Source organism: Ensifer sp. Root558, assembly GCF_001427045.1.
Taxonomy (GTDB): domain Bacteria; phylum Pseudomonadota; class Alphaproteobacteria; order Rhizobiales; family Rhizobiaceae; genus Ensifer; species Ensifer adhaerens.
In genome coordinates, this window is the sequence record NZ_LMGC01000038.1 from 105,243 (window position 1) to 118,168 (window position 12,926).

11 protein-coding genes are annotated in these 12,926 nt (G+C 62.1%); 2 read left to right on the forward strand and 9 right to left on the reverse strand.

Annotation, left to right across the window (positions count from 1 at the left end):
* A complete protein-coding gene (locus tag ASD63_RS32455) occupies nucleotides 1-1,182 on the reverse strand; it encodes a putative 2-aminoethylphosphonate ABC transporter ATP-binding protein (protein WP_034794744.1) in 1,182 nt (393 codons plus the stop codon).
* Between the two features lie 86 nt (nucleotides 1,183-1,268).
* Entirely contained in the window at nucleotides 1,269-2,279 is a 1,011-nt protein-coding gene (locus tag ASD63_RS32460; protein ID WP_089045783.1) for a putative 2-aminoethylphosphonate ABC transporter substrate-binding protein, read from the reverse strand.
* Nucleotides 2,280-2,444: 165 nt separating this feature from the next.
* Between ASD63_RS32460 and ASD63_RS35385 the strand changes: the two genes are divergently transcribed.
* Nucleotides 2,445-2,630 carry a hypothetical protein gene (locus ASD63_RS35385; RefSeq protein ID WP_060516634.1) on the forward strand — a complete coding sequence of 62 codons (186 nt, stop codon included), beginning with the start codon at nucleotides 2,445-2,447 and terminating at the stop codon, nucleotides 2,628-2,630.
* A gap of 23 nt (nucleotides 2,631-2,653) precedes the next feature.
* Here ASD63_RS35385 and phnY read toward each other — a convergent pair whose 3' ends face one another.
* The 4 genes from phnY to ASD63_RS32480 all read right to left on the reverse strand — a co-directional run bounded on the left by phnY (nucleotide 2,654) and on the right by ASD63_RS32480 (nucleotide 8,354).
* Nucleotides 2,654-4,108 (reverse strand): phosphonoacetaldehyde dehydrogenase, encoded by a 1,455-nt coding sequence (gene phnY / locus ASD63_RS32465; RefSeq protein ID WP_034794751.1) that lies wholly within the window; start codon nucleotides 4,106-4,108, stop codon nucleotides 2,654-2,656.
* Nucleotides 4,109-4,118: 10 nt separating this feature from the next.
* A complete protein-coding gene (phnA, locus tag ASD63_RS32470; protein ID WP_034794753.1) occupies nucleotides 4,119-5,381 on the reverse strand; it encodes a phosphonoacetate hydrolase in 1,263 nt (420 codons plus the stop codon).
* A gap of 15 nt (nucleotides 5,382-5,396) precedes the next feature.
* Entirely contained in the window at nucleotides 5,397-6,599 is a 1,203-nt protein-coding gene (locus tag ASD63_RS32475) for a 2-aminoethylphosphonate--pyruvate transaminase (protein ID WP_060516642.1), read from the reverse strand.
* A gap of 102 nt (nucleotides 6,600-6,701) precedes the next feature.
* A complete protein-coding gene (locus tag ASD63_RS32480; protein WP_034794759.1) occupies nucleotides 6,702-8,354 on the reverse strand; it encodes a Na/Pi cotransporter family protein in 1,653 nt (550 codons plus the stop codon).
* 117 nt (nucleotides 8,355-8,471) lie between these two features.
* Between ASD63_RS32480 and ASD63_RS32485 the strand changes: the two genes are divergently transcribed.
* Complete coding sequence (locus tag ASD63_RS32485) at nucleotides 8,472-9,347, forward strand: LysR substrate-binding domain-containing protein (protein WP_034794762.1); 876 nt, start codon at nucleotides 8,472-8,474, stop codon at nucleotides 9,345-9,347.
* A gap of 27 nt (nucleotides 9,348-9,374) precedes the next feature.
* On the opposite strand, the gene kduD is transcribed toward ASD63_RS32485, so the two are convergent.
* Genes kduD through ASD63_RS32500 form a run of 3 tightly spaced genes read right to left on the reverse strand, consistent with a single transcriptional unit; the run spans nucleotide 9,375 to nucleotide 12,875 of the window.
* Nucleotides 9,375-10,139: a 2-dehydro-3-deoxy-D-gluconate 5-dehydrogenase KduD gene (kduD, locus tag ASD63_RS32490; protein ID WP_034794766.1), complete on the reverse strand. Its 765-nt coding sequence runs from the start codon at nucleotides 10,137-10,139 to the stop codon at nucleotides 9,375-9,377.
* Nucleotides 10,136-10,972, reverse strand: a complete 837-nt coding sequence (gene kduI / locus ASD63_RS32495) for a 5-dehydro-4-deoxy-D-glucuronate isomerase (RefSeq protein WP_034794769.1) — start codon at nucleotides 10,970-10,972, stop codon at nucleotides 10,136-10,138. Before kduI ends, kduD begins: the two co-directional genes overlap by 4 nt.
* A 37-nt stretch (nucleotides 10,973-11,009) precedes the next feature.
* Complete coding sequence (locus tag ASD63_RS32500) at nucleotides 11,010-12,875, reverse strand: DUF2264 domain-containing protein (protein ID WP_089045761.1); 1,866 nt, start codon at nucleotides 12,873-12,875, stop codon at nucleotides 11,010-11,012.
* Between the last annotated feature and the right edge of the window lie 51 nt (nucleotides 12,876-12,926).

Here is a 12,926-nt window from a genome sequence, read left to right on the forward strand (position 1 = left end):
TCATCGTCCAGCCCCCCTCGGATAGAGCAGCAGGCGTTCGCGCGGGATCTCCACCTGGATGGCGCCGCCGGTTTCGATCCGGAGGCGTCTCACCGCGTTGACGGAGAAGTCGGCAACCAGCGTGCGCTCGCCGAGACGCGGGGCCGTCAGGCGCGTGCGCCAGAACATGCCGAGGAACTCCATCTCGCGCACCTCGGCATCGATCAGGTTCTGCGGTGTGGCCGGCCGGTCGCTGGCGTTGACGGCATGGGCATCGGCTCCGTGGGGAATGATGTCGACCGGGCGGACGACCGCCGTTGCCGCATGGCCGGCGGAAAAATCCTCCGTCGAACAGCAAAAGGCGGAGTGGCCGATCTCGACTTCGTCATCTCCAAGAACCCGGGCTTCGAACTGATTGGTCTCGCCGATGAAGTCGGCGACGAACAGCGTTTCGGGATGACGGTAGATTTCGGTCGGCGAGCCGACCTGCTCGATGACGCCGTGGTTCATGACGACGATCCGGTCGGCCATGGCGAGGGCCTCCTCCTGGTCGTGCGTCACCATGATGGTCGTCACACCGAGCTTTCTCTGCAGCGCCTTGATCTCATGGCGAAGGTGCACGCGAACCTTGGCGTCGAGTGCCGACAGCGGCTCGTCGAGCAACAATAGCCCCGGCGAGATGGCGATGGCGCGGGCAAGCGCGATGCGCTGTTGCTGGCCACCGGAAAGCTGGGCCGGATACTTCTTGCCGTGCGCCGAAAGGCCGACCGTTTCCAAGAGTTCGGCGACCCGGGATGCGACCCCCGCCTTCGATCGGCCGGTGTTTTCCAGGCCAAAGGCGATGTTCTGCTCGATCGTCAGATTGGGAAAGAGCGCATAAGACTGGAAGACGATGCCATAGTCGCGGCGGGAAGCCGGCAGCGTCGAGATATTGCGGCCGTCTTGCAGGATGGTGCCTTGCGTCTGCAGGTCGAGACCGGCGATGGCTCGCAGCAACGTCGTCTTGCCGCAGCCGGACGGGCCGAGAAAACAGACGAACTCGCCCCTGGCAATCGACAGCGAAATGTCGCGAAGCGCGACGAAATCGCCATAGGTCTTCCAGAGATCCGAGATCTGCAAGTAGGGGGCCGGCTCCGCGGCCGCGTCATCGGCGAAGTGCTGACGGCTGGTGGGCGTCGGTTCGATCGACAGGGCATGCCTCATCTGCAAGCTCCGCTGGCTTGAGGGATTTTCTTTCCGAGAAATGCGATGGGGCGCAGCGCAAAGGCGCTGCGCCCAGCCGATCAGGCTCAGCTCTTCGGTTCAGACTTGGCGTCGTAACGCTTCTGCCATTCCTTGAGGATGTCAGAGCGGTTGTTTGCAGCCCACTCGAAGTCGTTGACGATCATCCGGGAAGCGATGTCGTCGGGCAGGTGCTCGACCTGCTTGGCGACGCCCGGATAGGCAACGACGGCATAGCCGGCATTGTACATTTCGTTCGCTTCCTTGGTGACCGACCAGTCGACGAGCGTCTTTGCGGCTTCGAGGTTTGCCGTGCCAGCGATGATTGCGGTTGCCTCGGCCTCCCAGCCCGAACCCTCGGCGGGGAAGATGATGTCGATCGGTGCACCGGCACTCTTGGCCTTGGCGCCCGGAAACTCGAAGGACACGCCGATGACGGCTTCACCGGCGCCTGCCATCTTGCACGGCTTGGAGCCGGAATGGGTGTAGGCGGAGATGTTCTCGTGGAGCTTGTCCATGTAGTCCCAGGCCTTCTCCTCGCCCCACATCTGCATCCAGCCGGAGACGTCGAGGAAACCGGTGCCCGAGGATGCCGGGTTCGGCATCACCACGTGGCCCTTGTATTCGGGGTTCGTCAGGTCTTTCCAACTCGTCGGCGGCTTGAGGCCGAGCTTTTCGCCCTCGACCGTGTTGTAGCAAAGAGCCGCGACATAGGCGTCCATGCCGACCCAGCTCGGCGGCGTGTCCTTGTCGACGAATTTCGGGTCGAGCGTCTCGACGCCCTTGGGCTGGTAAGGTTCCAGCATGCCTTCGGTCTTCAAGAGAAGCAGCGAGGTTGCAGCGAGCCCCCAGACGACATCGGCCTGCGGATTGTCCTTTTCTGCAAGCAGCTTGGCGGTCATGACGCCTGTGGAATCGCGCACCCAGTTGATCTTGATGTCCGGGTGGGCCTTTTCGAAGGTCGCCTTGTAGCGGTCGAGGTCGACGGCTTCGACGGCGGTGTAGACGGTGAGCTGCGTTTCAGCGGCAGCGATGGCAGGAAGCACAGCGGAAACGGCGCCGGCAAGCACAAAGAGCATGCGTCTGTTCATGATTGAAGTTCTCCTCTGAGGTCCTGGTAAAACCGGGGAAGCGCGGCGGACAATCTTGTCGTTGCCCTGTTGTGATCGGCTTCGGGAAACATTCTGCGCAGCGGTTTCCTGTAAGTAAAATTTATTATTCTTATCGATTAGAAGAAAAAAACTATGGATGTTCTGCCGCAGAACTGGGCATGGAAACCGCGCTTGACCAAGGCGGCGGCAGGTTTCGATACGATTTCGCACAATCTGCCGGATGAAGGAGCAGATCTAAGATTGCGCGTCGCGCAGAGCCCCGCGACGCTGCGGGAGCAAATAAAAAGGGAGCCGCCATGGCGGCTCCCAGAGGGGTGAATCAGCGGGGGAAACGCTTGAAATCACCATGGCAAGGAGAATGTCTTGACGTTGGTAAAGCTCTTCATCGCCTCGATGACGCCTTCCTTGTAGCCGTTGCCGGAATCCTTGATGCCGCCGAAGGGGCTCATCTCGATCCGGTAACCCGGCACTTCCCAGATGTTGACCGTGCCGACCTTCAGCCCGGCGATGTATTTCTGCATTCGCCGGAAGTCATTGGTGCAGACGCCGGAAGAAAGGCCGAAGGCGGTTGAGTTCGAGAGCGCGATCAGCGCGTCGTCATCATCGGGCGCGCGCACGATCGGTATGATCGGCGCGAAGGTTTCTTCCATCACCAGTTCGCTCGAATGCTTAACGCGGTCGACAACGATTGGCGGCAAGAGGGCGCCTTTACGGCCGGGATCGTAGAGGATCTCCGCCCCTTCTTCCGCTGCCCGGTGCACCCGCCGCTCGAAGACTTCCGCCGCCTTGGCATGGACGACCGTGCCAAGGTCCGTCGCCCGGTCCATCGGATCGCCGAACCTCAGCTTTTTCGCTCGCTCGAGCACCAGCGGCACGAAGCGGTCGGCAACGCTCTCCTGGCAGAGGATGCGTTTCACAGCGGTGCAACGCTGGCCGGAGTTCTTCGTCGCGCCGGCAACGGCCAGATCCGCGGCTCTTGCGAGATCGTCGTCCGACAGATCGTTGAGGATGATCAGCGGGTCGTTGCCGCCGAGCTCCAGGATCTGCCGCTTGTAGTGGGCGTGGGCCGCGATCAGCTTGCCGACTGGAACGCTGCCGGTAAAGGTGATGAGGTCGAAGTTCGGATTGGTGATCATCTCCATGCCAATATCGGCGGGCCAGCCGGTCACGACCGAGAGCATTTCCGGCGGCAGGCCGGCCTCATAGAGAATGTCGGCGAAGATAAGCGCCGTCATCGGCGTCAGTTCTGTCGGCTTGAGCACAACGCAATTGTTCGTCGCAACCGCCGGCGCGACCTTGTGTGCCACCATGTTGAGCGGATGGTTGAACGGCGTGATCGCCGAAATGGCGTTGAGCGGTTCGCGCGTGGTGAAGATCTTGCGCGCCTTGCCGTGTGGTGTGAGGTCGCAGGAGAAGATCTCGCCGTCGTCATGAATGCACATCTGGCCCGACAGCGTCAGCACGTCGAAGGCGCGGCCGACCTCGTAGAGCGAGTCCTGCTTGGAGATCCCGAGCTCCAGCGTGATCAGATCGGAGATCTCCTCCTTGCGGGCAACGAGCAGGTCCGCAGCCTTGAGCAGGATGCGCTGACGCTCGTAACGCGTCAGCTTCGGCTGGTAGGCGGCCGCGATCTCGAAGGCCTTGCGCGCATGCTCGGCGCTGCCCGCAGGCACCGTGCCGATCACCGCATCGTTGAAAGGGTAGCGCACCTCGATGCGCCCTTCGGTATCGACTGTCTTGCCGGCGATCCGCATGGGCTCGTGGCGAATTGCAAATGCTGTTTCCACCTTGGTCATCGCTCCCTCCCTAGTGCGTTGTCTGGGCGGCTGCGACGAGCGCGTAGTAGAACGCATCGAAATTGCGCAACGACGCGGATGTCAGCAATTCGGGCAGTTTGCGGTTGGCGATGAAAGGCACCGCCTGTTCGGTCAGGCCGCCATGCGAGCGCAGCGGTTCGTTCAGCGCCGCCAGATCATGGCGATGTTCGCTGGTGCCGAGCGTCTTGTTTTCCGAGGAGATCAGCACGAGATCGCCGATCCGATCGTCGGGCAGCTCGAAGCGTACGCAGGCTTCCGGGCGGGAGAGCACGACGTCGATGCCTTCGATCGCCTGCAGCCGCTCGATGATCTCCTCCTTGTCCGCACTTTCGGGCAGATAGGCCGTGGCAAACGAGCCGAGCGCGCCGTGATGCACGACATAGGGGTCGGTGATCGGCAGGATGACGCGCGCGGCGTCCTTGCCGAGCCATTGGTCGAGCAGGTCCTGCACGTAGATGACATCCGGCGAACCGTCCGCCTTGTGCTTCGGCTTCATACCGTGGTCGGCCGTGACGATGATGGCCGCGCCGAGCGCGTCGAGTTCGGTCAGATACTTGTCGAACATCTCATAGAAGGCGTTCGCCTGGGGTACGCCCGGCGCATATTTGTGCTGCACATAGTCGGTGGTCGTCAGGTACATGACATCCGGCCGAAATTCCTTGAGCAGCTTGACGCCGGCGGCAAAGACGAATTCGGAGAGATCGGCCGAATAGACTTCCGGTACAGCGCGACCGAGCCAGGCCGAGGCATTGTCGAGGCCGTTTTCCGCCTCGGTCGTCTTGTCCGCCTTTTCAGACGAGAAGCAGATGGCCCTGCCCTCGTCATACTTCAGCCCGTGGCCGAGCAGCGCCCTGAGCTTGTCCTTCGCCGTCACCACGGCGACCTTCGCACCCGCATCGTAGAATGCCTTGAAGATGGTCGGGGCGCGCAGGAAGCGTGGATCGTTCATCATCACTTCGTTACCCGTCTGCGGTTCGTAGAGATAGTTGCCGCAGATGCCGTGGATCGCCGGCGGCCGGCCGGTAGCGATGGAAAGGTTGTTCGGATTGGTGAAGCTCGGGATAACGCTGAGCGCGGTGCGCTCCGTCCCGGTCTTGCGGATGCGCTCGAGCGTCGGCATCAGCCCGGCCTTGATGGCTTCGTCGAGATAGGCCGGCTCGCAGCCGTCGAGGCAGATGGCGATGGCCGGGACATTCGGCCAGGGATAGGTGCGACGGTTGGCGGTAACGGTGATCTTGGACATCTTGTTCATCGTAATTTCCTCAGTTCAGGCAGCGAGACGGCGACGTTCTTCAAGGGCGACGGCCGGGGGAGCGGCGCTGTCGACGCCCATTTCGGAGAGTGAGTTGCGGGCGGCCTCGACCACGCGGCGCATGACATGCTCGTCCATGCGACCGATGCAGCCGACGCGGAAACTGTCGACCACCGTCAGCTTACCCGGGTAGATTATGAAGCCTTTGTCCTTCATCAGGTCGTAGAAGCGGTCGAAGGCGAAGGCCGGGTGGGCCGGGCTGAAGAAGGTGACGATGATCGGCGACAGCCACTGGTCGGCAAGCAACGTCTCGAAACCGGCCTCGCGCATGCCCGCGACCATGACGTCGCGGTTGCGGGCATAACGGGCTCCGCGACCGGCGACACCGCCCTCTTCCCGATGCAGACGCAAGGCCTCCAGGAACGCCGCGACAACGTGGGTCGGCGGCGTGAAGCGCCACTGGCCGGTCTTGTTCATGTAGTCCCACTGGGCATGCACATCGAGGCTGAGTGAATGGCTGCGCCCCTTGGCTGCCTCCAGTTCGCTCTTGCGGGCGATAACGAAGCCGAAGCCCGGCACACCCTCGATGCACTTGTTGGCGGAAGAAACGATCGCCTCGTAGCGGAAATCGCCGATACCGGCCGGCACTGCGCCGAAGGCGCTCATGGAGTCGACGAGCAACTTGCGACCGCGGGAATAGACTGTGTCGGAAATCTCCTTCAACGGGTTGAGGATGCCGGAGCTCGTTTCGCAATGGACGATCACGACATGGGTGATTCCAGGGTCGGCATCGAGCGCTGCTGCAACCTCCGGACCGCGTGGCGGCATGTAGTCGCCCTTGTCGATCGTCACATGGTCACGACCGAGATAGGAAAGCGTCTGGGCGATGCGCTTGCCATAGGCGCCGTTCATCAGCACCAGCACACGGCCGTCCTTCGGGACGAAGCTGCCGAGCATCGCCTCGACCGAAAACGAACCGCTGCCCTGCATCGGCACGCAATCGAACTCGCCCTTGGCATCGCCGGCAATCTCGAGCAGTTCCTGGCGAAGCTTGGCGGTCATTGCCCGGAAATCGCCATCCCAGGAACCCCAGTCCCGCAGCATGGCTTCCTTAACCCGATAGGCCGTGGTTAGCGGGCCGGGCGTCAAGAGATAGGGCTCGCCCAGCCTCGGTGTTTCCAGGGGCGCGATGGTTCTTTCAGAAGCGGTGTTTGGCATTGTCCGTCCTCGCGGTTGGCGTGTTCGAGAACGACAATGGGGCGGAAACATCTATCTGTAAAATCGTTCTTTTGTATCAATCTATCGTTTCAATTTATATATCTAAGCAGCAGGCACGAGCCGGCTTTCCAGGAGGTCCCCGCTCTCGCGCAGGCGCGGATAGGCCATCGTCGTCACCAGCGAATTGACCTCCTTCAGCGCCCGAACGATCTCGAGATGCATGTCGCTCGACAGGATGCTGGTCGCGATGCCCTGCCGAAGCCGCTCCAGATGGCACTTGCTGCTTTCTTCGACCAGGCGACGCACATGTTCCTTCTGCCGAACCATTTCGCGCGCGATCACCGGGTCCGGGGAGACGAGAAGATTGGCCGCCAGCCTGACGTTGGAAGACACGGCCGCATGCAGCAAGGTGAGTTCACGCCATCCCTCCTGCGAGAAGGTCCCTGCGCCCGCAAGCCGCTCCTCGGCCATTTGCAGGAGGCTCTTTGCGACGACGTCTCCGGCATATTCGAGATGGATCGCTGCCTCGGTGAGTTCGATGCCGCGCCGCGATTGCTCTTCGGTCAGGATGCCGCGGTTGACGGCGGCGATGTAGAGCTTGATTGCGCTATGGGCCACGTGGATGTCGCCATCGATGCTTCTGAGCGCCTTGACCGCCTGCGGTGTCGGCGCGTGAATGACGGTCATGACGGGCTCCAGCATCCGGGCGATAAGATTGCCCATGTGCAACACCTCGCGTGCCGCGGCCGCCAGCGCCTGCGCCGGTTTGTCGATCAGCGCCGGGTCAAGCGCGCTGACATGAGCCGCACGATCATTGGCACCGGCGGCCTCCGGCATGAGCAACCGAACGAGGCGCGCCATCGGGCCGCAGAAAATCACCCCGACGAGAACCAGGGCAGCGTTGAAGAGCACATGCAGATTGACCAGCTTGCCGGCCACAGTCTCCCCAGGAAGCCAGTCGAACGGGGAATGCAGCGAAAAGAGTCCGAAGATCGCTGCGGCGAACAGGGCGCGGAAGAGGAGATTACCAAGCGGCAGGCGTCGGCCTTCGACCGGCAGACCGCGGGTCAGCCACAGCGCGATGAGCCCGCCGCCGATGTTGACGCCGAGCACCAGGGGAATGCCGACGTCCAGGGGCACGATGCCCTTCACGGCAAAGGTCAGGATCAGCAGGATCGCTGCCACGCTGGAGTGCAGCGCCCAAGTGAAGAAGGCGGCAAGGATCATCACGCTCAAGGCATCCTTGCCGACGAAAGCGACGACGGAAGGCAGCATCGGGCTCTGAGAGAGCGGCTGCGTCGCATGGCCGATCATCTGCAGCGAGAGCAGCAGCAGACCGATGCCGAGCACTGCACGCCCGGTCTCGACGGACTTGCGGGTCGATGCCTTCAGATGCGCAAGACCGCCAGCAGCGATCAGAAGCGGCGCCAGCCAATGCAAGTCGAAGGACAGGATCTTGACGACAAGCGCCGAGCCGAGATCGGCACCAAGCAGCACCGCCAGGCCGGTATCAAGCGCCAGCGCGCCGCTGACGGCAAAACCGGCGGCAAGCATGGCGACCGCCGTCGAGCTTTGCAGCGCAATGGCAACCGCGCAGCCGCAGATGGCCGCACGCGGTCGTCCACCGGCGCCACCGACGGTACGCGCGACGATGTCTCCTGCCGCCGCCTCAACACCTTTCTTCACGAGGCTGACGGCGTAGAGCAAGAGGACGGTGGCGGCGGCAAGCTCGAGGACGACGGCCGGGAGGTTCATGAGGCGCGCTCCGGATAGAGGTGGAATCCGAAAACTATCCGCGCCCGCTTTACATAAATCAAATCGTTCGTTTTAATCAAACTATCGTTCAAATCTATTCAAGAAGGCGTCGTACGCATGCGCTATGTCCAGCTCCGCGCCTTTCATAACGTGGCCATCCACGGCGGTTTCTCGCGTGCCGCCGAAGCGCTCTTCCTTACTCAGCCGGCAGTCTCGGATCAGGTGCGCAAGCTCGAGGAGGAATATGATGTCCTCCTCTTCAACCGGAACAAGAAGCAGGTGACGCTGACCCAGGCGGGCCAACAGCTCCTGGAAGTCACCCGCCGCATGTTCGACGTCGAGCAGCAGGCCCTGGATCTTTTGTCGGAATCACGGGCGCTGAGAGCGGGAAAACTACGGATCGTTGCCGATGCCGCCCATCACCTGCTGCATATCCTTGCCGCTTTCCGGCGCACCTATCCGACCGTCCAGGTGTCGATCGATTCCGGCAACACCGAAACCGTCATCACCAGCCTGCACGCCTATGAGGCAGACATCGGCGTTCTCGGCGAGATCCCGCAATCGAGCGACTTCGACATCCTGAAACTCAACTCCACGCCGATCATAGCCTTTGCGAGCCGTGACTATCCGCTGCAAGGCAAGAAAAAGGTGACTTTCGCTGAACTCGTGAAGCACCCCTTGGTCATGCGCGAGCAAGGCTCCAAGACCCGCCAAAAGCTCGAAACGATGTCGCAGCAATGTGGCGTGCAACTGACGCCGCTCATCGAAGCCGAAGGTCGTGAGGCGGTGCGCGAGATCGTCGCCGCCGGCGGCGGGGTCGGCTTCGTTTCGTCGGCGGAGTTCGGGCAGGACAGCCGCCTCATTCCCATCGAGATCGAAGCGCCCGAGATGCTGATGGACGAAGCACTCATCTGTTTGCGCGAGCGCAGCAACGGGAAACTGGTCAGCGCCTTTTTCGACATTGCCCGCAGGCTAACCTCTGCGCCGGCCTGATCGCTACCCGGACGGCAGCAACGCAATTCATCGCGCCAACCAGCCGCCATCAACCGGGACGACCGCGCCATGCATGTAGCGGGATGCCGGCGCCAAGAGAAAAACGGCAGCCTCGCCGATATCATCGGGCGTGCCCCAGCGACCGGCCGGGATGCGGTCAAGGATTGCCGCTGAGCGGTTCGCATCCGCGCGCAGCGCCTCGGTGTTGTTGGAGACGATGTAGCCAGGCGCGATCGCATTGACGTTGATGCCCTTGCTTGCCCATTCGTTGGCAAGGATGCGGGTAATGCCCAGCACTCCATGTTTTGAGGCGGTATAGGATGCGACACGAATGCCGCCCTGGAAGGACAACAACGAGGCAATATTGACGATCCGCCCGGCTCGCTTTTCGTCCAGGAGTTTTCGGCCATAGGCCTGGCAAAGAAGAAAGGCCGCCTTGAGATTGAGGTCGATCACGTCATCCCAGTCGGCCTCCGAGAGCTCGGTGGAGGCCGACCGACGAATGATGCCGGCATTGTTGACCAGTCCATCCAATGGGCCGCACTGTCCCCAGACGCGGTCAAGCAACGTTTTGACCGCCTCTCCATCGCTAAGATCGCAGGCAAACGGCTGGATCCGGCCGCCCGCCGCTTCGACCTTTTCGACTGTTTCGGCCATGGACGAGCGTCCGACCGCGACCACTTCGCCGCCAGCCCGGGCGACCGATACCGCGATGCCTTGGCCGATCCCGGTGTTGGCACCCGTAACCAGCACGCGCTTGCCGTCGAGGCTGAAGGCCGAGAGATCGCTCATCGCAACGTCTCCATCGGGACCGGGTCGGCGTCGGTGTAGTCGACATTGTCCCCCGCCATCGCCCAGATGAAGGCATAGCTGGAGGTGCCGCAACCGGAATGTATAGACCACACCGGCGACAGCACCGCCTCTTCGTTCGCCATCACGATATGGCGGGTTTCGGAAGGCTCTCCGAGAAAATGGAAAACCCGCGCCGGCTCCGGAAGGTCGAAATAAAGATAGACCTCCATGCGTCGATCATGGATGTGCGCCGGCATCGTGTTCCACACCGACCCTTCCTTCAGTTCCGTCATTCCGACGACCAGCTGGCAGGTCTCGATCCCATTGGTGAACTGAAAGATCGATCGTTCGTTCGATGTTTCCAGGCTGCCGAGATCGAGACGTTTCGCGCCCGCGATCGTCAAAAGCGCTGTCGGGTAAGTACGGTGCGCGGGGGCTGACAACAGATAGAACTTTGCCGGCTTCGACCGGTCGTCCGACGAGAACACCACGTCCGACCCCATGCCGACATAGATCATGTCACGGGGACCGAGCACATGGCTCTTTCCGGAAACGACGGCCCGCCCCGGCCCGCCGATGTTGACGGCAATCAGCTCGCGGCGCTCGAGAAACGTCTTCGTTCCCATCGGCTTGATGGCTTCGAGCGTCAGCTCCGCCTCGACCGGCATCGCCCCAGCGATCACCATGCGGTCGTAATGGGTATAGGTGAGGTTGACGCGATCGCTCGCAAACAAACCGCCAATGTGGAAATTGTGACGCAGCTCGTCGGTTCCCATCGCTGCGGCAGCAAGCGGATCGATGGCGTGGCGGGATGTAAAATCGGGGATCGTCATATCAAGTCTTTCGGTCGTTGTGGCAGGATCGAGGATGTCAGAGCGGTACGCCGCGCATCAGCGTTACGGTTGTCCCCGTCTCGGACACGCGCCGTCGCAGCGCTCCGACGTCGGGTGCTGCAGGCAAGCGGGATAGTTTCCTTGTCCCCTCTGTCGCATCGGCCTGCGCAAGCACGGCGACGGCGAGCGTGCTGACGCCGACTGGAACAGTACCGCGCAATTGCGGAACCAAGGTTTTTGCGGAAACCAGGTTGGTGTTTGGGGCAGCGATATGGCAGCGGCCCTCCCGAGGGTTCGTCGAACCGATGTCGAGGATGGCTGACAGGTCCGTCGCCGTGGCAACGACAGCGCGGCCGGCACCCTGTTTGCAAACTTCGCCGGCGTCTCGCCCGACTGCAAAGCCGCCTTCGATCGTGGCGAGCGTCCGCGGCGTGTCGATGCGGTGAAGCCGAACCTGGAAATCGCCGTCCCAGTAAAGCCAGGTCTCGACCAAGACATCGGCGAAGGGCCGCCAACGCGCATAGAGAAGGTTGTTGGCGACGAGCGCCTCTTCGTTGGTTTCGCGCACGCGGAAATGCACGCCGTCATCGCTGAAGCCGATCATGGATTCGAGCACGGAATTGTCGAACCGCCAGAGATCGTTCTCGATGCTGAAGCCGTATCGCCCCGAATAGGCGAACTTCGCGTATTTCTCAGGCGCGAAGCGGATGAAGGTGTTCTCGGCGCTCGTGTGCTGGCCACAGGAGAGCGCAATGGCATCCCCTGCCGGATTGGCGATCAGGAAACCGATATGGCGCTGCGTGGAGACGGCGGATCGCTGTGGGCAGGCGTCCTCATCGCTCGCCCAGAACGGATGGTCCGCCGGCAGCATCAGCGGAAGGAAGGCCTTCAGCGCCCAATAGGGCGATTGCGCGGAATTGTACGGTTCCGACATGATGAGGTTGGGATAGGCGTAGCCGACGGGCATCACGCCATCGCGCGCGGCGAAGGGGCGCTTCGCCCACCAGCGCAGATGACGCAGGAAGTAACCCTTCTGTTGTCCGAAGGGGATCTCCTCTTCGCCTGCGAGCGCCATGGCGCCGAAGAGGCCGGCAATGGCAAAACGATAGGTCATCGAGCGACCGAAGCAGAGCGCCGGTCCGTCATCGGCAAACCATCTCGCCATGTCTCCGGCGATCAGTCGGGCCCGCTCCCGATACCTTTTCGTCCAGTCGCCGCCATCGAGGGCCGCCAGGATCAGGCCATAGAAGTGAAAGGCGAAGGGAATGTAGTGGTCGGCGCGGCGCGTATCCCCATCGTGATACCAGCCATCGCCGAGGTAGAACGCGTCGAGTTCCTGCCGGTACTGGTCGTCGAGTTCTCGATCACAATCGACCCCGACATGTCTCAAACCCATGCTGACGAGCAACCGGAAGAACTTCCAATTGTTGTCGCTATATTCGCAGGCATGGCCTTTGAGCAGATAGGCAACAACGTTTCGCCGTTCGGCCGTAGACAGGGGCGCCCAGAGCTTGTCTGGAACGAGCCTCAGTGCAAATCCGATCGCTGCGAGTTCCACGAGGCGCTGGCTGCGGTCGAACGGGTCGCCCCAGTATTCCGGATGGGCCGGATCACAGCCATTGGCAAGACCGCGCGCGATCGGCGTCCAATCGATCCACGTTGCGCCGCCGACCTCGGCCGGTGCCAGGCCCCAGAGCAGACGGGAATAGCCCTCCAAGTCGGCGGACGCCTGGTCGAAATGTGCCGCATGCGCATCCAGCCGGATGCGAGCGCCGCCGGCAGACCGATATTGTTCAACCGGCTCCACCAGCGCCTTGAGCGCGGCCTCGACATCGGCGCGGCTTTTGAGCGGATTGCCCGCCCACGGTTTAAACAGGGTTTCGGGGAAGATCATGTCGGTCATGCCAAAGGTTTCCGTTCGAACATTGCCGCGCGGGGGGATGACTTCCCGCGC